This is a genomic window from Novosphingobium sp. SG751A (genome assembly GCF_013149295.1).
Classification (GTDB): domain Bacteria; phylum Pseudomonadota; class Alphaproteobacteria; order Sphingomonadales; family Sphingomonadaceae; genus Novosphingobium.
Genome location: NZ_JABGCB010000006.1, coordinates 259,886 through 281,005, shown reverse-complemented (window position 1 = coordinate 281,005; position 21,120 = coordinate 259,886). Strand labels below are relative to the sequence as shown.

21 protein-coding genes are annotated in these 21,120 nt (G+C 64.3%); 11 read left to right on the top strand and 10 right to left on the bottom strand.

What is annotated here, in order from left to right; genetic code table 11:
* Positions 1-3 precede the first annotated feature (3 nt).
* Positions 4-1,023 (top strand): NAD(P)-dependent alcohol dehydrogenase, encoded by a 1,020-nt coding sequence (locus FHW96_RS10450; RefSeq protein WP_172340498.1) that lies wholly within the window; start codon positions 4-6, stop codon positions 1,021-1,023.
* 17 nt (positions 1,024-1,040) lie between these two features.
* Here the strand turns inward: FHW96_RS10450 and FHW96_RS10445 are convergent, their stop codons facing one another.
* The 7 genes from FHW96_RS10445 to FHW96_RS10415 are packed head-to-tail and all read right to left on the bottom strand — an operon-like array spanning position 1,041 to position 7,235.
* On the bottom strand, positions 1,041-2,270 hold the full coding sequence (locus tag FHW96_RS10445) for an MFS transporter (protein ID WP_172340497.1): 1,230 nt from the start codon (positions 2,268-2,270) through the stop codon (positions 1,041-1,043).
* On the bottom strand, positions 2,270-2,992 hold the full coding sequence (locus tag FHW96_RS10440; RefSeq protein ID WP_172340496.1) for a hypothetical protein: 723 nt from the start codon (positions 2,990-2,992) through the stop codon (positions 2,270-2,272). Before FHW96_RS10440 ends, FHW96_RS10445 begins: the two co-directional genes overlap by 1 nt.
* Before the next feature lie 20 nt (positions 2,993-3,012).
* Positions 3,013-3,867, bottom strand: a complete 855-nt coding sequence (locus FHW96_RS10435; RefSeq protein WP_371815688.1) for an alpha/beta fold hydrolase — start codon at positions 3,865-3,867, stop codon at positions 3,013-3,015.
* Positions 3,864-4,745 carry a VOC family protein gene (locus FHW96_RS10430; protein ID WP_172340495.1) on the bottom strand — a complete coding sequence of 294 codons (882 nt, stop codon included), beginning with the start codon at positions 4,743-4,745 and terminating at the stop codon, positions 3,864-3,866. The genes FHW96_RS10435 and FHW96_RS10430 overlap by 4 nt, the downstream gene beginning before the upstream one ends.
* Positions 4,742-6,103, bottom strand: coding sequence for an MmgE/PrpD family protein (locus tag FHW96_RS10425; protein ID WP_172340494.1), 1,362 nt, complete (start codon positions 6,101-6,103; stop codon positions 4,742-4,744). The genes FHW96_RS10430 and FHW96_RS10425 overlap by 4 nt, the downstream gene beginning before the upstream one ends.
* The gene (locus FHW96_RS10420; protein ID WP_172340493.1) at positions 6,103-6,930 is read right to left on the bottom strand and encodes an SDR family oxidoreductase; all 828 of its coding nucleotides are present in this window, start codon (positions 6,928-6,930) and stop codon (positions 6,103-6,105) included. The genes FHW96_RS10425 and FHW96_RS10420 overlap by 1 nt, the downstream gene beginning before the upstream one ends.
* On the bottom strand, positions 6,927-7,235 hold the full coding sequence (locus tag FHW96_RS10415) for an REDY-like protein HapK (RefSeq protein ID WP_172340492.1): 309 nt from the start codon (positions 7,233-7,235) through the stop codon (positions 6,927-6,929). The genes FHW96_RS10420 and FHW96_RS10415 overlap by 4 nt, the downstream gene beginning before the upstream one ends.
* 191 nt (positions 7,236-7,426) lie before the next feature.
* Here FHW96_RS10415 and FHW96_RS26715 point away from each other — a divergent pair, with 191 nt between their 5' ends.
* The 10 genes from FHW96_RS26715 (at position 7,427) to FHW96_RS10365 (ending at position 18,083) form a co-directional block, all read left to right on the top strand.
* Positions 7,427-8,653 (top strand): methyltransferase domain-containing protein, encoded by a 1,227-nt coding sequence (locus FHW96_RS26715; protein ID WP_172340491.1) that lies wholly within the window; start codon positions 7,427-7,429, stop codon positions 8,651-8,653.
* Complete coding sequence (locus FHW96_RS10405; RefSeq protein WP_172340490.1) at positions 8,650-9,012, top strand: hypothetical protein; 363 nt, start codon at positions 8,650-8,652, stop codon at positions 9,010-9,012. The genes FHW96_RS26715 and FHW96_RS10405 overlap by 4 nt, the downstream gene beginning before the upstream one ends.
* A complete protein-coding gene (locus tag FHW96_RS10400; protein WP_172340489.1) occupies positions 9,012-10,382 on the top strand; it encodes an FAD-dependent oxidoreductase in 1,371 nt (456 codons plus the stop codon). The genes FHW96_RS10405 and FHW96_RS10400 overlap by 1 nt, the downstream gene beginning before the upstream one ends.
* A gap of 94 nt (positions 10,383-10,476) precedes the next feature.
* Positions 10,477-12,084, top strand: a complete 1,608-nt coding sequence (locus FHW96_RS10395; protein ID WP_216650852.1) for an FAD-binding oxidoreductase — start codon at positions 10,477-10,479, stop codon at positions 12,082-12,084.
* Complete coding sequence (locus tag FHW96_RS10390; RefSeq protein WP_172340488.1) at positions 12,081-13,109, top strand: zinc-binding dehydrogenase; 1,029 nt, start codon at positions 12,081-12,083, stop codon at positions 13,107-13,109. Before FHW96_RS10395 ends, FHW96_RS10390 begins: the two co-directional genes overlap by 4 nt.
* The gene (locus FHW96_RS10385) at positions 13,109-14,479 is read left to right on the top strand and encodes a 3-isopropylmalate dehydratase large subunit (protein WP_172340487.1); all 1,371 of its coding nucleotides are present in this window, start codon (positions 13,109-13,111) and stop codon (positions 14,477-14,479) included. Before FHW96_RS10390 ends, FHW96_RS10385 begins: the two co-directional genes overlap by 1 nt.
* Complete coding sequence (gene leuD / locus FHW96_RS10380) at positions 14,476-15,063, top strand: 3-isopropylmalate dehydratase small subunit (RefSeq protein WP_172340486.1); 588 nt, start codon at positions 14,476-14,478, stop codon at positions 15,061-15,063. The genes FHW96_RS10385 and leuD overlap by 4 nt, the downstream gene beginning before the upstream one ends.
* Positions 15,060-15,977, top strand: coding sequence for a hydroxymethylglutaryl-CoA lyase (locus tag FHW96_RS10375; protein ID WP_172340485.1), 918 nt, complete (start codon positions 15,060-15,062; stop codon positions 15,975-15,977). Before leuD ends, FHW96_RS10375 begins: the two co-directional genes overlap by 4 nt.
* Positions 15,974-17,155 (top strand): CaiB/BaiF CoA-transferase family protein, encoded by a 1,182-nt coding sequence (locus FHW96_RS10370; protein WP_172340484.1) that lies wholly within the window; start codon positions 15,974-15,976, stop codon positions 17,153-17,155. The genes FHW96_RS10375 and FHW96_RS10370 overlap by 4 nt, the downstream gene beginning before the upstream one ends.
* A 22-nt stretch (positions 17,156-17,177) precedes the next feature.
* Positions 17,178-18,083 (top strand): hypothetical protein, encoded by a 906-nt coding sequence (locus FHW96_RS10365; RefSeq protein WP_172340483.1) that lies wholly within the window; start codon positions 17,178-17,180, stop codon positions 18,081-18,083.
* Positions 18,084-18,209: 126 nt separating this feature from the next.
* Here the strand turns inward: FHW96_RS10365 and FHW96_RS10360 are convergent, their stop codons facing one another.
* The 3 genes from FHW96_RS10360 to FHW96_RS10350 all read right to left on the bottom strand — a co-directional run bounded on the left by FHW96_RS10360 (position 18,210) and on the right by FHW96_RS10350 (position 21,101).
* Complete coding sequence (locus FHW96_RS10360) at positions 18,210-18,887, bottom strand: hypothetical protein (RefSeq protein WP_343058995.1); 678 nt, start codon at positions 18,885-18,887, stop codon at positions 18,210-18,212.
* A 170-nt stretch (positions 18,888-19,057) separates the two neighbouring features.
* On the bottom strand, positions 19,058-19,804 hold the full coding sequence (locus FHW96_RS10355) for an arylmalonate decarboxylase (protein WP_172340482.1): 747 nt from the start codon (positions 19,802-19,804) through the stop codon (positions 19,058-19,060).
* A 91-nt stretch (positions 19,805-19,895) separates the two neighbouring features.
* Positions 19,896-21,101: an NAD(P)/FAD-dependent oxidoreductase gene (locus FHW96_RS10350; protein WP_172340481.1), complete on the bottom strand. Its 1,206-nt coding sequence runs from the start codon at positions 21,099-21,101 to the stop codon at positions 19,896-19,898.
* Positions 21,102-21,120 lie beyond the last annotated feature (19 nt).

The following is a 21,120-nucleotide window of genomic DNA, read 5'->3' as shown; positions in this document are numbered from 1 at the left end:
GACATGAAAGCCTATGAAATCGGCCCGCAGACCGGGCTGGACAGCCTGCATCCTGTTATCCGCGAAACGCCCAAACCGGGCTTTGGCGAGGTTCTGCTGAAAACCCGCCTTGTCGCGCTCAACAACCGCGACATTCAGGTGCTCGAAGGCCGCTATGGCGCGAAGAAGGCGGAAAACCGCATCCCCGTGTCCGAGGGCGTGGGCGAGGTGGTGGAGCTTGGCGAAGGCGTCAGCGGGCTGGCCCTTGGCGACCGCGCGATCTTTGCCCATTTCGTCAACTGGATCGATGGGGCCTTCTCGCTCGGCCATTTTGGCGTGGATTACGGCATCACCCATGATGGCTGGCTGGCCGAATATATAAGCGTGCCCGCCGCCGCGCTGGTCAAAGTGCCCGAAAGCCTGTCTGACGAACAGGTCGCCTCGCTCGCCTCCTCGGCGCTGACGGCATGGCACGCAGTGGTCGAGGTCGGACAGATCAAGGCCAGCGACACCGTTCTGGCGCTGGGCACCGGGGGCGTGGCGATCTGGGCGCTGCAAATCGCCAAGGCGCATGGCGCGCGGGTCATCATCACCAGCTCCAGCGACGAAAAGCTCGAACTGGCGCGCAAGCTGGGCGCGGATATCACCATCAACTATCGCACAAATCCCGATTGGGAAGCTGAAGTGATGAAGGCCACCGGCGGTGCGGGCGCGGACATTATCGTCGAAACCGGCGGCTATGACACCCATGCCAAATCGATCCTTGCCGCCGCCCCCAATGCGCGCATCAGCTTTATCAGCGTGGCCCCGCGTGAGGGCGCCCCGGCGATCAACGTGGGTCTGGTGATCTATAAGAACCTCGTCCTGAAAGGCATTGCCGAAGGCAGCCGCGCAATGCTGGCCCGCCTTGTGCGCACCATCGAGCAGCAGAATATCCAGCCTGTGATCGACAGCACCTTTGCCTTTGACGAGGCCTCAGCGGCCTATGCCCATCTCAAATCAGGCAGCCATGTCGGCAAGATCCTTATCCGGGTTTCGGAATAAACGGCGCGAAGGCGGGCTTAATCGCCCGCCTTCTCCTGCGGATAGGGGCCAAGTGCCAAGAGCAACAGCGCCGCCAGAACAAGGCACCCGATCCCGCCCATCAGCGCCGATCCATAGGCGCCGGTCATGTCGAACACCTTGCCATAGGCCACCGGGCCCAGCCCTGCGCCAATCGCGATCATCACATAGAAAAAGCCATAGATCGCCCCATAATGCCGCGCGCCAAAATAGCGCGCCACCAGATAGGCCAGCAGGTCGAATTCAAACCCCGACCCCAACCCCATGCCAATGATCGCCAGCGTGGCCATGCCCGGCGAAACCCCCTGCCCCGCCAGAATCCAGTTGCCCGCCATCGGCAGCAGCAGCACGCCAAACGCCGCCCCCGGCGCCCAGACCCGGTCGAGCAGCCAGCCTCCGCCCACGCGCCCGGCCACCACCGCCAGCCCGAAGGCCGAAGCCACGGCACCGATCTGCGGCAGAGAAAAGCCCTGCGTTTTCAAGATATTTTCCAGATTGGGAATGGGCGCGGTCAGCGCAAAGGGCAGCAACAGAAAAGCCGCCGCCATCAGCCAGAAGGGGCGCGTGCCCATCACCGCCCAGACCGTGGGCTCGACCCCTACCCTGTCCGTCCTGCGCAGGGCATCCCCCGGCGGCGCGCGAAACAGCGCGAAGACCAAAGGCCATGCCACCACCAGCGGCAGCGCCCCGATCACCGCAAAGCCCATCCGCCAGCCATAATGACCGATCAGCCATGCCGCAAAAGGCTTGATCGCAAAGCCGGTGATCCCCGTCCCCGCGCTGACCAGCCCGATGGCAAGGCCGCGATGGCGGAAAAACCACGCATTGGCCAGCCGCGTCCATGTGGCGTTGAGCGTGCCCGCCCCGACCAGCCCCATGACCGCCCATTGCGCATAGAACAGCGGCAGGGAACCATTGGTCAGCGCCAGACTCATAAAGGACAACGCAAACAGCGGCACCGACCACAGCGCCACCGCCCGCGCGCCGAACCGGTCCAGCGCAAAGCCCGACAAAGGCCCCGAGAGCACCACCACCGCGGTCTGTACCGTCAGACAGGTCATCAACTGGGTAAAAGTCCAGCCATAGGCCCGCGCCAGTTCGGGCGCGAACATACCGATGGTGTAAAAGGGCACCGGGCTGAGCCCCAGCGCGATGCCCACCATCCCGGCCAGCACCACGCTCCAGCCCTTGGCGCTGTCGACCGGACTGCTGTCCATAGAATTGCTCATCAGCGTGACAGCTCGACCAGTTCGTACCAGGTCTGCATATAGCCGCCCACGCCGCCCTGAACGAAGATCGCATCCTCATCGGCCGTGACCCAGAGTTCATAGGGCGGATGGGGCTGGCCGCCCGAGACCATCGCGCCATGCGGATCGGTGAATTCAAACTTGTGGCAATCAAAGGTTCCGGCCGGAACAGTGATCGTTTCCTGTCCAAGATAGCCCAGCCGCATCACGCTTTCGGCGATCACCGGCGGCGTGGCCCCGCGATGGTCCGGCGAGGGCAGGAAGCAGCGGAAATTGCGCGGCTCGGTGGTGGCACGGTCGATCTTGCGGGTGATATAGGCGTCGGCCACGATGGGATGGGTGCCGAAACCGTCAAACGCGCCCTCAATCGGCATACGCTGCGACAGGCGACCGATGCTGGGGCCATAGCTTTCGCATTCGACCGTATCGGGGGTGAAGCGGAACCAACCCGAACCCATAAACCGGTCGCCGATCACCAGACGGACGAAACAGTCCATCGGCATGTCATTTTCGTCCATGCTGTAGGTGATGTCGCGGTGGACGGTGGGGGCCGGTTCGTCGATCTCGCAGCGCGCGCGCAGGGTTTTCTTGCCGTCGCTGTGGTGGGTCCAGGTGAAATATTCGCGCCCGCGCTCCTCGCCCTCACGCCCCGGCTTGCGCGAGGTATAGAGGATCTTGCCGGTGATGGTGCGATGCTGTTGCATTGGGAAGTTCTCCGTGAATGTCAGGCGGGCCCGAAATCAGGCTGGGCCAGCGCAAGGATCAGATCGCGGCGCGCGGCGGCATAATCGGACGCATCAAACCGGGGCAACGGGCGCAAGCCCACCCCCGCATCGCGCGCCACGTTATCGGTTGCGGCATAGAGCGGGTCATTGGCCCCGCAGGTGATCACCATCGGGCAGGCCACCAGCGGCAGCCTCTCACGCCCGCGCCAGCGAAAAGCCGCATGATACGCGCGGGCATAGGATCCGCGCGCCTTCATCACCTCGCCCACCCATCCATAGAGATCATCGGGCGGCGGCAGGCCGGTGTCGCGGCGGGCGGCGGCGCTGCGCGCATACCATGGGAAGAACAGAAACTGGTCGCGGCAGAACTGGAACAGGCGGGCAAGGCCGGCCCCGTCCAGATCGGCCGCGAAAGGCGGGGCATAATGGGCAAGGACATCCTCCAGCCCCGCCCCTTGGAAATCGGACAGGCCATCGACCACCACGCCCACCACGCGATCCGGAGCCAGAATGGCCAATTCCGCCGCAATCGCCGCCCCGGTATGCATCCCGTAAACCAGCACCCGCCCCAGCCCCAGCGCGTCCATCAGATCGCGCAGAGCAGCGGCATAATCGGCGATGGCGGGCGCCTCCTGCAGCAGAGGGTCGCTGTCGCCGCAACCGGCCGTATCGGGCGCGATCACCCGGCCCAGCGGGACCAGCCCTTCAACCATCCGCACCATTTGCCGCGAGGAGACCGGCGAGGGATGCAGCACCAGCAAGGCATCGGCCGCCCCCGCAAAGGCCCCCTCACCGCCGTGGCGATAATGCATCTGGCCATGGGACAGATCGGCAAAGGCGCGGCGGATGCTCACGCCTCGATCACCTCGAGCAAGGCGCCCTCGGGCGTCAGCAACATGCCGGTGCGGCGGCCCTGATAGAGCGCGCCCTCACGCGGGGCGGGCGGCACGGCCCAATGGGGCGCAAGGCGCGCGAAATCGGGATGCTCCATCGTGGTGATCGCCACGCCGGGGGGCAATTGGCCCTCGATGCGCGGACGCGGGCACGCGCCTTGCGGATATTGGTCGAATTCCAGAAAGACGTGATCGCCCCAGCGCCCGGTCGAAATCTCGGTCTTCTGCCCCTCGGGCAGATCGAAACTCTTGGCGATCATCGAATAGCGGATCGCCACCGGATCGATCACCTCCAGCCCCAGCACATCGCGCGCCCAATCCATCGCAGCGCGCAAATCAGGACAGGCCAGCACCATGATAAAGGGCCGGTCCACCAGCGATTGCGGCGCGGGCAGGCCATGTTCGGCGCCGGGCGCAAGGATCTGGGTCAGATAGACCACCTCCTTGTCCGCACCCTTCACCTGCATCGGCTTGACGATGGCAAAACCGTCCAGAGGCTTGGGCGGGCCGATGATCTCGAAGGGAGAGGCCATCATCCGCGCATTCACCGCTTCGACATCAGTAACGCAAAGCTCAATAGCCGCCCAGCCATAAGAGCGAATGGGGGCGTAATCCTCCACCACATCGCCTTCGACAAAGCGCAGGAAAGTTTGCGCTCCCGAGGCAGGCTGCATGAGGGCATAGCGCCGCCCCGCGCCGGCGGGCGCCAGCCACAGCGCGGCCAGCCTATCATCCACCACGCCGCTTTCCACCACGGCATAATCCATCCACGCGGCATAGCGCGCCACCGCGTCATCCAGATCGGCCACAACATGCGTGGCGCATTTCAGCAAGGTCATCCCATCACTCCCGCAGCGCGGATCGCGGCCAGCGCGTCGGGCGCGGCCTCCAACCCGGCAATGGCATCGGCCAGCGGCGCGGCCTGTGCGCCAAGACCGGCAAAATCGAGGCAGGCCTGCGCCTTGGCCTCTTGTTCAAGGGCCGACAAAGGCCATGCGGGCGAGCCGAGCTGGGCCGAAACATCCTCGATCATCTGCGTGCCATTGCTCAGGATCGCCATGGCACGGGCGGGCACAAAGGCCGCCGCATCGGGATTGTCATCGGCCACCACGGCAATCCGCCGCGCCACGGCCAACACCGCCGGATCGTCCAGCGCCTCACGCGTGAAATCGCCCAGCCCGATGCCTCCGCGCACCAGCACGCAGGCCGCCAGATAGGGCAAGCACAGGCGCGCATAGGCCACCTCCATCCCCGACCTGGCCGGGCGACCCACAAGGCGGTGGATCAGCGGCGGAGCGTAATATTCCAGCGCCGTCAGATTTTCCGCGATCAGCCCGCGCACCATCAGGCGCTGCACCGCCACGATCCCGCCATGGCCCGCCCGACCCGTCGGGAAAGGTTTCCAGCTTACCTCGGCAATTCGGTGGCCCTGCGCCAGCAGGGCGATGGCCGCGTCCAGTTCCTCGCGCACTTCCATCAGAGGAAAATAGCCGAAAGGCCCGGCGAGAGGATCGCGCACCCCCGGCATCCCGCCCCGCGCCAGATCGACCGCCACCAGCGCATTGCGCGCCGCCGCAGCCACCTGCACCGGCAGCGCTGGCTTGCCCTCAAGATGTGCCTGCATCGTCCCCGACACCAGCGCGAGGGCATGGCCAAAGGCATCTAGCGCCGTCTCGCGTCCCAGCCCACGCATCGCGGCGATCCCGGCCACACAGCCAAAGATCCCTGCCGTTGCAGGCCGAAAGAATTTGAGCGGTCCGGGGGCCGCCAGGCCCAGCGTGACCGAAACATCGACGCCGGCCACAATCGCGGTCAGGAATTGTTCGCCGCTGACCGGCACGCCCCGCGCCGCCTCGGCCAGCAGCGCCGCCAGCAAAGTGGCCATCGGGTGCAGCACGGCGGGTTCATGGACGCAGTCAAATTCCTGCCCATGGATCTGATAGGCATTCACAAAGGCCGCCGAACATACCGGCAGGCGCAGGCCGGGCCGCCCCAGCACGCCCGCCACGCGCCCTGCGCCCCAGCCCTTCGCCATGGTCAGCACCGCATCGGCATGGGCCGCGCCCACCCCCGCCACGCCCACCGCCAGCGTGTCATGCAGGAAAGCCAGCGCCCTTTCGCGCGCCGTGCCCGGCACATCGGCCCAGCGCAGGCCCAGCGCATGATCGACAAGGATTTCAGCGGGATTTTGGGCCATCAATGCGGCTCCTCGCCGCCCGAAACATTCATGCTCTCACCGGTGATATAGGCCCCGTCATCGCTGCACAGGAAAGCCACCGCGCCCGCCGTATCACCCGGCAGACCGGGGCGGCCCAGCGGAATGCGCGCGGCCATGCGCTTGAGATATTCCTCGACGCTGATGCCCTGAAGCTGCGCAAAATGCTCATTCTGCCAAGCGCCAAGTCCGGTCGTCACATGGTTGGGGCAGACATTGTTGACGGTAATCCCATGCTCGCCCAATTCGATGGCGGCCGAGCGCGTCAGGCCCACCAGCCCATGCTTGGAGGCGGTATAGGCCTGCGCATGGGGAAAGCCCGATTTGGCGGCCTGGCTGGCGATGTTGATGATGCGTCCGCCGCGCCCTTGGCGGACCATGACCTCGGCGGCGGTCTGCAGGCCAAACCAGGCGCCGGTCAGATTGACGTCGATCACCGCGCGCCAATCATCGGGCGAAACCTCGGCCAGCGGCTTCATGATATAGCCGATGCCCGCATTGTTGACCCAGATATCCAGCCCGCCATGCGTGGCCACGGCATGTTCGGCCAGCGCGCGAACGCTGTCGGGATCGCGCACGTCGCAGACGCAGGTGCTGGCAGGCGACGGCAAGCCGGCGGCGATGGCCTTCATCTCATCCGTGCCGCCGATCATGCTGTCGGGCGTGGCGGCATCACGGCTGGTGCCGATGTCGGAGATGACGAGGATCGCCCCCTCCTCGCTCAACCGCCGCGCAATCGCCTCGCCCAGACCGCCCCGGCGGCCCGAACCGGTGACCACCGCCACCTTGCCCGCAAAACGCCCGTTCACGCGGTGATCTCGGCGGTGGTGATGAAGGTCACATCGACCATCTCGTTAAAGGCGGCGGCCACGGCCTGCATCGCCTCGGTGGCCACATCGCGGCCAAACTGGTCCATGTCGGCCACATCGATCACTTCGATATGACCGTACGGCGGCTTGGCTTCGCTGCCCAGCAGGCCGGTGGTCTTGAACAGGCGGAACGAGTCAATCGAGGGCAGCCCATTGGCCGTGGGCAGGTCCACCGTTTTGGCCCATTCGGTATAGGCGGCCTCGTCCACGCCGGGCTTCAGGTTGAACAGGGCGAAAATCCGCATGTCACTTCTCCGCATCTGGGTGTGGCGGAGAAATTGGGCCGGAATGGCCGCGCGATGCAGAGGCGCGGGGTGGTGTGACCGCCTGTCGGTCAGGTCCGGGGTGGTTTTCGGATGAAGCGGCCCGCCGGGCTAGGTTTGCCCCACGCGACAGGCAATCCCCCATCCCGGCAAACACAATAAGGACAAGCCCCGTGGCCGATACAAAGCGCCCCAACAGCCCCGCAGCATCCTATGATGGCCCGCCCGATTATCGAGTGATCGGCCGCCATGGCGTCTTTCCGCAAACCAGCCATGACGAGATCGAACGCATCAATTTTCTGGCGCAGATGAACCGCCATCTGGCCGCGCGCGTCGTGCCCGGCGTCAAGGCCGCCTATGACACGCGGGTCGCCCCCGGCTTTGCCACCGCCCATGGTCGCCCCATCGCCACCCGCCACGAGGCGCGCAAGGCGATGCTGGAAGATCAGGCCTTCTGCACATGGTCGGCGCTGCGCCGCATGACGATGGAGCAGCGCCAGCAGGCGGGCCGCTGGACCGTGATCCGCCAGCGCGAGGACTTGAACGCGCGCGGCCAAGAGTTGATCGAGGGCGATGACCGGCTGGTGCTCAACCCCGCGCTGGAGATCCCGCGCTATGTTTCGGCGGTCGATCACCATTGCATGCCGGGCAGCTATCACCGCGAATATGCGCCCGATGATTTCACCAATGGCGCCAATTACGACCATGCCGGTTTCGTCACCACGGGCGGTCTGCTGGGCAAATATTCCGATGGCGGCGGGCATGCCGTGGTGCAGTGGGTCAAGAAGAACCTGCCCGATTTCGCGCCCAAAAAGATCCTCGAATTCGGCGGTACGGTGGGCCATTCCAGCCTGCCTCTGGCCGCAGCCTTTCCCGATGCGGAACTGACGATTGTCGATCTGGGCGCACCGGTGCTGCGCTATGGTCTGGCGCGGGCGAAATCGCTGGGGATCAACAATGTCCGCTTCGTTCAGGCCAGCGCCGAGGATCTGACCGGCATTTTCGAGGATGGCAGTTTCGACTGGGTGCAGACGACCATGTTCCTGCACGAACTGTCGACCCGCGCGCTGCGCAATATCTTTGCCGAAAGCCACCGCCTGCTGCGGCCCGGCGGCATCGTGCTGCATGTCGAACAGCCGCAATATGCTCCCGACATGCCCCTGTTCGAACAGGCCATGCGCGACTGGGACGCCTTCTACAACAACGAACCGTTCTGGAGCCGAATGCACGAAATGGATCTGGACGCGGAAATGGAACGTGCCGGGTTTGACCGGGCCAAGATCATCCATGGCGGCGTCTATGGCGTGGTGGACCGGGAAATCTTCCCAGACGCCGCCGAGGACAACACCGAGGACTATGGCCGCAAGGCCGCATGGCATGTGATCGGAGCTGTGGCATGAGCTTTAACGACGCCCTGAACGAAGCCGGAGCCAAGCCCGCCGGCAAGCGCCCCTATTTCCTTGATCCGCAGGTCGAGCGCGTGCTGGCCATCACCATGAGCCTCATGCAGGAGCTGGCCGTGGCGCATCAGCGCGCCGATACGCTGGAGCGCCTGCTCAAGGCCAAGGGCGTTCTGGTGGAAGGCGAGATCGACACCTTTGCCCCCGATGCCTCGGCCAGCGCCGAGCGGCAGATGTGGAACCAGGAATATATCGCTCGCATCCTGCGCATTGTTCAGCAGGAAAACGAGGCCGCCGCCTTGGCTGATGATGTGGCCAGCGGTGAGATGGCCGACGATATGGTGAGGGGCGCAGGGTAATGGAATTTGAATTTTCCATTCCCGTACTGGTGGTTGGAGGGGGCGCCTGCGGTTGCATCGCGGCGCTTTCCGCCCGCGATGCCGGGGCCGAGGTGCTGCTGGTTGAGGCCGATGAGCGGCCCATGGGCACGACCGGCATGTCGATGGGCCTGATCTGCGCGGCGGGCACGCGCGCGCAGGCGGCCAGGGGCATCAGCGACAGCGGCGATGCCTATTACGACGACATCATCGCCAAGACGCGCGGGGCCACCGATCCGGTCATCGCCCGCGCGATTGCCGACCATTCCGGCCCCACGCTCGACTGGATGGCGGGGCGGCTGTCGATGCCGTGGGAACTCGATATGGGTTTCCGCCCCTCCTATGGCCTGTCCACCTATCGCATGCATGGCTGGCACGGCCATGACGGACAGGACATGGTCGACCTGCTGCACCGGCGCCTTGAGGATGAGGGCGTGATGGTGATGCTGGGCGCGCGGCTGGTGGAGGTTCATGCCGATGACACGGGCCGCGTGCTGGGCGTCAGTTTGAAACGACCCGATGGTTCGGTGGAACACGTTGGCTGCGAAAGCCTGATTCTGGCCAGCGGGGGCTATGCGGCGAACCACGATCTGCTGGCGCAATATATCCCCTCGATGGCCGATGCCCGCAACAATGGGCATGAGGGCAGCGATGGCACCGCCGTCGTGCTTGGGCGAAAGCTGGGCGCGGCGCTGGGCGATATGGGGGCCTATCAGGGCTATGCCATGCTGACCGATCCGCAGGGGATTTCGGTGGTGCCGGGCGTGATCGTCGATGGCGGGATCATCGTCAATGCGGATGGCCAGCGCTTTTGCGACGAAAGCGAGGATATTGCCGGGATGGTTCATCCGGTGATGGCGCAAGGGGGGCCGTGCTGGGTCATCCTTGATGAACGCATCGAGGCGGCGCAGGCCTATACGCCCGAGATGAAAACGCTGGCCGGCCTGAACGCGGCCCGACGCGGCGAGGATGCGGCCTCTCTCGCGCATTCCATCGGCGTGCCTGCCGAGGCGCTGACCGCCGCTCTGGCCGAAGCCGCGCAGGCCAAGGCGCAGGGTCGGGCGGACACCATGGGCCGATGCTGGGACGATGCCGCCCCGCCGCAGGGCGCACTCAGCGCCTTTAAGGTGGTGGGCGCGATCTATCACACGCAGGGCGGGCTTCAAATCGACGGCGCGGCCCGCGTGCTGCGCGAGGATGGTTCACCATTGCCCAATCTGTTTGCCGGAGGCGGCGCGGCGCGCAGCGTCTCGGGCCCCGCCCATTGGGGCTATCTGCCCGCGATGGGGCTGTGCACGGCGGTAACGCTGGGGCGGCTCGCGGGTCTGTCGGCGGCGGCTCTCGTGGCCTGATCGCTTCATCCGACAGGAGGATAGATCCTCTGCCTGCCCCCCGCCGCCCGGTCCTATTGCCTATTTTAAACCCCATTCGATCCGAAAGGCCATCATGTCTCAGGAAACCGCAACAATGTCCGCCCCTTGCCCCGCCGACCTGCGTTCGCGCCTTGCGTCAATCGTGGGCGAAGCCAATCTGCGCGAGGATGAGGCCAGCCGCCGCCTGTTCAGCGAGGACATCTGGAGCGCATCGGACCATACGGTGATGCTGATCGTTTCGCCGGGCAATACCGCCGAACTGGCCGCCGTGGTCAAGGCCGCGGTCGAAGCGGGCGTGGACCTTGCCCCGCGCGGCGCGGGCATGACCTATACCAGCGGCTATATCCCGACCACCGATACCACCATTTCGATCGACACCTTGCGGATGAACCGCATCCTTTCGATCCGCGAAGAGGATATGACGATCACCGTCGAGGCAGGCGTATCGTGGAAAGCCATCGACGATGCGCTGCAACCTTTGGGCCTGCGCCTGCCGTTCTGGGGGCCGATGAGCGGGATATATTCCACCATCGGCGGCGGTCTGTCGAACCATAATGCCATGTTCGGTTGCGGCCAGTACGGCACCTCGACCGAAAGCGTGATTGCGATCACGATGGTGCTGGCCGATGGCAGCGTGCTGAAAACCGGCGCGCGCGGGCCGGATGGGGAAACGCCGTTCTATCGTCACTACGGCCCAGATCTGGCGGGCCTGTTCATGGGCGATGCGGGCACGTTGGGCCTCAAGGCCGAGGTCACTTTCCGCCTGATGCGCCGCCCGCAATTTGAGGATTCGGTCAGCTTCAGCTTCAAGACCGGCCCGATCATGCTGGAGGCTCTGGCCGAAATGGCACGGGCCGGGATCGCCTCGGAAACCTGCGGCTTTGACCCCGGCCTGACCAAGGTGCGGATGCGCCGCATGGGTATGACCAATGACGTCAAAGCGCTGGGCGCGGTGATGGCCAAGGAAAAGTCGGTGTTCGGCGCGCTCAAGGCTGGCCTGAAAATCGCCACCGCCGGGCGCAGCTTCATCGAGGAGGAGGAATATCCCCTCCACATTACCGCCGAGGGCCGCTGCAAGGAAGCCGTGGCCGCCGATCTGGCCACAGCGCGCGCGATTGCCGCGCAATATGATGGCGTCGAAATCGCCAATACGATCGCCAAGGTGATCCGCGCGATGCCGTTCCCGCCGCCCAACTCGATCCTTGGGCCCGAGGGCGAAAGCTGGATTCCGGTCCATGGTCAGGTCTCGCTGTCGAACGCGCCCAAAATGTTTGCCGACATCAAGGCCTATTTCGACGAAATGGCCGGCGAATTCGACCGTCTGGGCATCCACACCGGCTTTCTCTTTTCTACGCTGCACAACAATGCCGTGTGCATGGAACCGGTGTTCTTCTGGCCGCAGGGCTATCGCCCGGTGCATGAAAGCTTTGTCGAACCGGCCCATCTGGCGCGTCTCAAGCAATTGGGCGATGCGCCCGAGGCGAGCGCCATGGTCGCGGCTGCGCGCGAGAAGGTTAAGCGGATTGCCGAGAGCTATGGCTGCGCCCATTTCCAGATCGGGCGATCCTATAAATACCGCGAGAGCCGCGATCCCGCCTTCCTGCGCGTATTGGATGCGGTCAAATCGGTGGTCGATCCCAAGGGGCAGTTGAACCCCGGCTGTCTGGGGTTTCCCGCATGAACACCTCCAGCTTGAACACCTATCGCGCGATCCGGCTTGAAACCATCGCGCCCTCGTTTCGCGAGGGCTGCGTGATCCGGGAATTGCCCCTGAGCGATCCGGCGCCGGGGGAGTTGTGCGTGCGCAACCTCTATTGCGGGATCAACGGCATTTTCGACACGCAGATCGCGCGCAATGCGGTGGACTACGTGAAGATCGCCCTGCCCACCTATACCGGGGTCGAGGCGCTGGGCGTGGTAGAGGCCGTGGGCGAAGGTGTTGCCGATTTCGCACCGGGCGATGCGGTGGTCACCACACGCTTTACCGGCGGATATCGCCAGGCCAATATCGCCCCCGCCGCCAATTTCCTGAAGGTTACCTCGGCCGACCCCGACTGGCTGGCGCTGTGCAGCACCGGGGTTTCAGCGATGGTGGCGCTCGACGTCATCGGGCAATTGCAGCCGGGCGAGACAGTGGCGATTTCGGCGGCGGCGGGGGGCCTCGGCCATTTCCTCGTCCAGATCGCGGCGGCGCGCGGATGCCATGTCGTGGCGGTCTGCGGAGGCGCGCAAAAGGCCGCTTTCGTGCGCTCGCTGGGCGCCACGCGGGTAATCGATTATCGCGCCGAAAATGTCACCACCGTGCTGAACAGCGAATATCGCAATGCCATTGATGTGGCGGTCGATACCGTTTCAGGCGCGATCTTCGATGCTTTCCTTGCCAATCTGGCCAACCATGGGCGGCTGGTGGTGGGCGGCGCGGCGGCGGATCTCAACGGCGTGCCCGAAATTATCAGCGGCCCGCGCATCGCCAACGCGATCTATTACAAGGGCGCCTCGGTGCGCGGCTTCATGAACGGCCTGCTGACCCCGCATTGGCCCGAAGCGCGCGAGAAGCTGTTCGCCCTTTATGCCGAGGGCAAGGTGAAAGTTCATTTCGACACGCCACGTTTCTCTGGCCTCGAAGGCATTTACGATGCGGTCGAACGCCTGCTCTCCGGCGCGTCCAGCGGCAAGGTCATCGTCGATCTGGGGGGCGCGGCGTAATGGCCCTCACCCTGGCGGATAAGATCTGGGACGCGCATGTCACCGCCACCACGCCCGCGGGTTCGGATCTGGTGGCGATAGACCGGGTGTTCCTGCATGAACGCACCGGGGCCTCGGCGCTCAAAAGCATGGCGGCGGCGGGACGGCCGGTGGTTGATCCACGCCGCGTCTTTGCCGTAATGGATCATATCGTCGATACCCGCCCTGGCCGGGGCGACAAGACTTTGATGCTGGGCGGACAGGCCTTCATCACCGAGACCCGCGCGGCGGCCATCGCGGCGGGCATCACCCTGTTCGATGTGACCGACCCGGATCAAGGCATCACCCATGTCATCTCGCCCGAACTGGGCATCGTGCTGCCCGGCTGCACACTGGTCGCGCCCGACAGCCACACCTGCACGCAGGGCGCGCTGGGCGCGCTGGCATGGGGCATCGGATCATCGGAGGCCGAACATGCGATGGCCACCGGCGTGCTGCGCCTGCCCCGGCCAAAGACGATGCTGGTGCGTTTTGACGGCGCGCTGTCTCCCGGCGTGACAGCCAAGGATATGGCGCTGGCTCTGATCGCGGCGCATGGCGCGGGGGGCGGCGCGGGCCATGTGGTGGAATTTTCCGGTTCGGCGGTGCGGGCGCTTGATATCGAGGCGCGCATGACCTTGTGCAACATGGCCACCGAATTTGCCGCCATGGCCGCCATCATCGCGCCGGACGAAAAGATTTTCGCCTATCTGGCGGGCCGCCGCTATGCACCCGTCGCATTCGATGCGCCCTATTGGACGGGCCTGCATTCCGACGAAGGCGCGCGGTTCGACCGCACCATCGTGATCGATGCCGCCGCCATTGCCCCGATGATCACATGGGGCACCAGCCCTGAACATGCGATCCCCATCGACAGCGTGGTGCCCAGCGGGCCCGCTCGCGCGCATGACTATATCGACCTTGCCCCCGGTGCGGCGATCATCGGCACGCCCATTGATGTCGCCTTCATCGGCTCCTGCACCAATGCGCGCCTGTCCGATCTGCGCCGCGCCGCCGCGCTGGTCAAAGGGCGCCATATCGCCTCCTCAATCCAAAAGGCTCTGGTCGTGCCGGGCAGCAGCGCGGTCAAACGCGCCGCCGAGGCCGAAGGGCTGGACAAGATCTTCGAGGCTGCGGGCTTTGAATGGCGGATGAGCGGCTGCTCGCTCTGCTTTTTTGCGGGCGGCGAGAGTTTCCCCGCCGGCAGCCGCAGCATTTCGAGCACCAACCGCAATTTCGAAGGCCGCCAAGGCCCCGGCATCCGCACCCATATCGCCAGCCCCGAAGTGGTCGTGGCCAGCGCGATTGCAGGCGCAATTGCCGATCCCCGCTTGCTGGAGCCGCAGGCATGACCCCCTTTAACACCCTGTCCGCCATCGCCGCGCCGATGATGTTCGACAATATCGACACCGACGCGATCATCCCCAGCCGCGAGATGACATCGACCGGGCGCACGGGCCTTGCCGAGGGGCTGTTCGCCCCGTGGCGCTATGTCGAAGGCCGCGTGCCCAATCCCGATTTCGTGCTGAACCGGCCCGAATATGCGGGCGCGCAGGTCATCGCGGGGGGCGCCAATTTCGGCTGCGGGTCCAGCCGCGAACATGCGGTCTGGGCGCTGGCCGAATATGGCGTGCTCTGTGTCATCGCGCCGGGCTTCGCGCCGATCTTCGCCGCAAATTGCATCCGCAACGGCTTGCTCCCGCTGGTCCTGCCGCGCGAGGCGGTGGAAAGCGTCGCAGGGCGCGAGGTCCATATCGACCTTGCCGCGCAGACGCTGACCTGCGGCGATGAAACATATTCTTTCCCCATCGAGGCCGAGGCCAGAACCATGCTCCTTGAAGGGCTGGACGCCATCGATCTTACCCTGAAATCGCGCCCCGCCATCGCCGCGTGGCTTCATGCCGACCGCGTGGCGCGCCCTTGGATATATCTATGACTTTCATCACTATCTCCGAAGTCGGCCCGCGCGACGGGCTGCAATCGATCAAGCCTGTCATGCCGTTGGAGGCGAAAAAGGCGTGGATCGCTGCCGAGGCCGCCTGCGGCGTGCCTGAAATCGAGGTAGGCAGTTTCGTGCCCCCCAGCCTCTTGCCGCAGATGGCCGACACTGCCGAACTGGTGCGCTTCGCGCGCGAGATCGAGGGTTTGAACGTCGTCGCGCTGGTGCCCAATGCCAAGGGCGCGGCGCGTGCGGTCGAGGCGGGCGTGCATGGCTTTTCCGCGCCTTTCTCGATGAGCGAGACCCATTCGATCCGCAATGTCCGCAAGGACCACGCCCAGATGATCGAGGAAATCCGCGCAATGGGCCGGATCGCGGCCGAAGCAGGCGTCCATTTCGCGGTGGGCCTCTCCACCGCCTTTGGCTGCACCATCGAGGGCGCCGTGCCGCAGGCCACCGTGGTCCGCATGGCGGCGGCCAGCATCGAGGCGGGGGCCAAGGAGCTGAGCCTGTCCGACACCACCGGCTATGCCGATCCGGCGCAGGTCCGCCGCCTTGTCCGCGCGGTACGCGCCGAGGTGGGCGATGCGCTGACCACGCTCCACCTGCACAATACGCGCGGGCTGGGTCTGGCCAATGCGCTGGCTGGGCTGGATGAAGGGATCACCACTCTGGATGCCTCGCTGGGCGGCCTTGGCGGCTGTCCCTATGCGCCGGGTGCCTCGGGCAATCTCGTCACCGAGGATCTGGTGCTGATGCTCAACGCCATGGGCTATCGCACCGGCATTGATCTGGAAAAGTTGCTGAAAGTGCGCGCCATTCTGGCCGAAGCCCTGCCGGACGAGCCGCTGTATGGTTTCACCCCCGATGCGGGCGTGATGATGGATTATCAGGAAAGGATCGCCCAATGAGCCAGAACCCCACCCCTCTGGCGGGCATCCGCGTGATCGAGTTCACCCACATGGTGATGGGTCCGGCGGTGGGCCATATCCTCGCCAGCCTTGGCGCCGAGGTGATCCGCATCGAACCCATCGGCGGCGATGCCACGCGGCGGCTGCTCGGTTCCGGCTCGGGCTATTTCCCGATGTATAACCGGGGCAAGCAGTCGATCTGCCTTGATCTCAAAAGTGCCGATGGCGTTGCGGTGGCGCGCGATCTGGTGCTGGGCGCCGATATTCTGGTGGAAAATTTCCGTCCCGGCGCGCTCGGCCGCATGGGCCTGTCTTATGAGGCGATGGCTGATGCCAATCCGCGCCTGATCTATTGCAGCGAAAAGGGTTTCCTGCCCGGCCCCTATGAAAACCGCACCGCGCTTGATGAAGTGGCGCAGATGATGGGGGGCCTTGCCTATATGACCGGCCCTCCGGGGCGGCCTTTGCGCGCCGGGTCCAGCGTTATCGACGTGACGGGCGCGATGTTCGGCGTGATCGGAATCCTTGCCGCGCTGGAGGAACGCCACCGCAGCGGACGCGGGCAAAAGGTTGTGGCCAGCCTGTTTGAAACCACCGCCTATCTGGTGGGCCAGCATATGGCGCAGTTTGCCGTGACCGGGAAACCCGCCGCGCCCATGCCCGCGCGCATTTCGGCCTGGGCAATCTATGACGTGTTTGAAACGCAGGACCTGCCTGTGTTCATCGGCGTGGTGTCCGACAGCCTGTGGGAAAAATTCTGCGCACTTCTCGGCTTTGACGAATTGTGGGCGGACGAAAGCCTGCGCGCCAACAACCAGCGCGTGCTGGCCCGCGACCGCATCCTGCCCGTCGTGCGCAACAAGGTGGCGTCCTTCACCCGCGCCGAAATCATCGCGCGGCTCGAAGGCACCGGCATCCCCTTCGCTCCGGTCAGCAAGCCCGAAGAATTGTTCGAAGACCCCCAGTTGGCCGCAGGCGGGCTGGAGACGGTGTTCCTCGACGATGGGCGCGAGACCAAGCTGCCTACCGTGCCGCTGGAAATGGCGGGGCGGCGGACGGGCGCCGAAAACCACCTGCCCCAGCCGGGGCGCGATGCGCGCGAGGTGCTGGGCGCGCTGGGCTATGATAATAGAAAAATTGAACAATTGATCGGGTCCGGGGCGGTGGGCGCCCTGTAAACCCGACAGTGGGGGAAATGTGATGAGTGACACATTTGAGACCGATATGGGCGATGAAAGCCTGCTTCTGAGCCGCCGGATGCTGATGGCGGGCGGGGCAATGTTGGGCGCGGCCATGGCCATGCCCGAAATGGCGGCAGCCGCGCCGATCGCCCGTGAAGAGGGCATCCCCGCCGATGCCGCCGCCCGCATCGCCATGACCCGGCGGATGCGGATGCGCGCCGATGCGGGGCCGGTGTTCTGGTGGTTTCGCGGGCGCAATTATGCCCAGCAGGGCGCCAATCTGATCCCGATGTGCGACATGATCTTTGGCGCGCTGATGGATGTGCGGCCTACCGCAGATGGCGGGCTGGTGATCAGCCAGTATGAGTTGGCCTTCCGCACCGCGCTGGATTCCGGCGTGCGCGCGGAAAAGCTGCTTAATCCGATCACCGGTACGATGGTCGATGTGCCTTTCGCTCCCGTCGGCCCGACCAAGGTGGTCTATAACGCGGATAACGTCCTGCAATTGCCCCCAACCATTGGTGGGTCGAAGTTCTCGGTCGAGCACGTGCCCGAGCTTTTCTTCCGTATTGGTGACACCGTCTGTTTCCAGACCCACAGCCGCGCCCGCGCGGAAACGGCCGGGCAGAACGATCGCGTGCTCAACGATATGAGCATGATTTGCAGCCCTGCTGCTGAGGCCCTTGATCCCAAGCGCGCCTTTGTCAGCGCGACCGCCTATGGCACGGATGTCACCGATTATGCGCGCTGGTGGAAAATGCCCGCAGGCTTAGGCACCCAGACGTTGCGCAGCGCGGGGATGAAAGTGGCCCGCTATGCCGATATGCCCGAAGACTGGCGCGCGATGGTGGCCAAGGCCGATCCGGCGATGGCGGCCGATCCGATGGGCGTGCTGACCCGCGCGGCCACCACCTATCGCAACTGATCCGTTAATACGAACCCGCACTTGGCCCCGGCGCTTTCAACAGAAGGCGCCGGGGTCTTTTTATGGGCATAAAAAACGCGGCAGGTTTGGCCCGCCGCGCTTCTTAGCCCCTTTGAGAAGGCGTCTTCAGATCGGCTTGACCGTGCCGAGGAAGCAGATGCCCGAAATCGTGATCCAATAAACATAGGCCATGCAGCGCCCGAGGAAGAAGTCGCGCTCCAGCACTGCCTCGATTTTGGGATTGGGCCCCTGGGCCAGAATACGGAAAGCCGTGGTCCAGCGGCGCATGATCCAGCGCAGACCAAGCCCGATGCACAGCGTAAAGCCATAAAGCGTGAACTTGGTGGCATACCAGCGCTGGCCCTCACCCGCCTCGAACGGGCCATGACCCAGCAGCGAGGAAATGCCGACGAAGAAGATCGTGGGGATGAGGATATAGCGCACCGACTCGTCGATCTTGGTCAGCTTGATGCCGATGTCCGTCTCGCGCTTGATGAACGCGCCCCAGCACAGCGCCAGCCAGCCTGCGACAAAGATCCACATGAAGGTCAGGAAATTGCCGCCATAGGGCTGAAGCCCATAGATATTGCCCATATGCAGACCCAGCGGCAGCAGCGTGATGATGCCGGTGCGCGCCAGAATGTCGATGCGATAGGCGGTTTCCATATGCCGCTTGCGCTCTTCCATCGAGAGTTTGCGGTTGAGGATATTATAGCTGGTCTGAAACACACCCCATTCGCCGCCCAGCCAATAGACCATGCAGATGATGTGCACCCAGCGCAGTACGAGAACTTCCTGAATCACGGTTTTCTCCCTGAGTTGGGACCGGCGCTGCGATCATGCGCGGCCCTGTCGTCGCTCGGTTGATGGCGCCGACCTCCTGCTGTGAGCGATCCATCGCATGGTTGCCGGGCGCGCGGGTAGGCATCCGCCGCGATACGCCCGCCTGTCGGTCAGGCGGGCGCGCATTTCGATTAAAATTCGGCCAGAAGGCGTCCCACGCCCTCGATCTTGTCATGGATGCCGCAGGCGCGCAGGCCATGCCAATAGGTCGCGGTGTTGATCGCGATCACCGGCTTGGAGAGCTTCTGCTCATATTCCACCGCCAGATCGACCATCGAAAGATTGGTGCCCACCTGAACGATGGCGTCCACATCATCACCGTCCAGATAATCCAGCACCGGGCGCAATTCCTCAGGGCTGACCTTGGCGATATCGGTCCAGCGCTTGCATTCCAGCGGCTTGTCGCGCTTCACCTCAAAGCCCGATTCCTCAAGGAAACGGCGCACTTCGGTGTTGGCCACCGGATAATAGGGCGAGACGAAGCTGACGGTCTTGACCCCGCCATAGGCCTTCAAGGCGGCGGCGACGGATTCGGCCCCCGTGCTGGCGCCGACGCCCGCCACTGCCTCGACATCGGCCTTCCATTTGCGGCTGCCTTCAACGCCGCCGTAAAACGTCACCGCCGACATGCCCAGCACGAGATAATCGACCTTGGCCGTCATGACCGAGCGTACCGCATCATGGGTGGCGTCGGAAATCGCCTGGGTGCCGACCAGAAAATCCTCGTTCGACAGCGCCAGCGGGTCCTCGACATAGATGCGGCTGAAATGGTTGGTCACGCCCACCGGACGCATCCGCTCCATGTCGGGCTGCACCGTGGTGTTGGTCGAAGGCGCAATCACCCCCATCAGCTTGCGCCAGCCCAGAACGTCACCCATGCGAATATACTCCTTGTTACAGGCAGGACGGGGGACCGTGCCCAGTTTGGATGGAAGAAGGGCGGAGCGTTTGACCGCCCCGCCCGAAAATTTACTCGACCGCAGCGGCCTGCGAGAGGCTTTCATACATCGCCTGTCGCATCAGATAGGCGCGACGCTTGTCGTCATCTGCCTTCAGGTCGAGCATCGCCTGACGGCGGCGCTTGTGCGCTTCGTCGGCGCCGCCCTTGATGAAGGCCATGTTCTCGATCGTCTGCTGCTGGGTAAAGCTGTGCGTTACCGTGCGGCGCTGGCGATCATAGAGCGCAAGGCTCTGGTTGGTCTTCTTGCCCTTCAGCACCGGGTCCAACTTTTCAAACAGGTTGAAAGCGTCATGCACGCCCGAATTCATGCCGAACCCGCCCAGCGGATTGTTGAGATGCGCCGCATCCCCGGCCAGATAGACGCGGCCGCTGCCAAAGCTCTTGGCCACGCGCTGGTGCACGCGGTAAAGCGTGCGGTGGCCGGTTTCGACATGAATGTCGCTGCCCAGCAGGCGCCGGAAAATGCCGTCCTTGAATTCGTCAGACTTCAAATAATCATCGCCCAACGAGGCGTCGGTCGGCACCAGAACGCGCCACACCGAAGGCACGCGCAGCAGCACCAGCCATTCCGACGGGTCCGACACATAGTTCACATAGGCCAGATTGGGCAGATAATCGGCCAGCTCCAGCTTGGTGGACAAAGTGAGGAAACGTTCGGGATAGGTAAAACCGTCAAATTCGATGCCCAGCCATTTGCGCACCACCGAATTGGCGCCGTCGGCCCCGATCAGATAATCGCAGCGATAGCGCACGATATCGGTCATCGTCTCGACGCACAGGTTCACGCCCGTATCGTCCTGCTCCAGCGTCAGCAGGCGATGACCGAAGAGCACCTTCGCATTGCCATATTGCTCCAACCCTTCGGCCAGCCCGCGCGAGAGGTGATATTGCTCGCACTGGATACGAAAGGGATAGCGCGTGACATCGGAAATTTCCGACAGATCGAAATCGACCACCTCGCCCGAAGAACGGTCGCGCCAGTGATAGACCGGCGCCTTCAGCCCGCGATCAAGCAGCAATTGGGTGATGCCGATAGCGTCCAGCATTTCCAGCGTCGAAGGATGGAACGTGGATGCGCGCAGGTCCTGCGCACAATCGAGTCCCGCCTCGAACACCACCACGTCATAGCCGGCCTTGGCCAGCAGGGTGGCCATTACTGTGCCAACGGGGCCTGCACCCACAATCCCCACCTGGCACCGTTCTACCCCTGTCATAGCTCATGCACTCCAAACC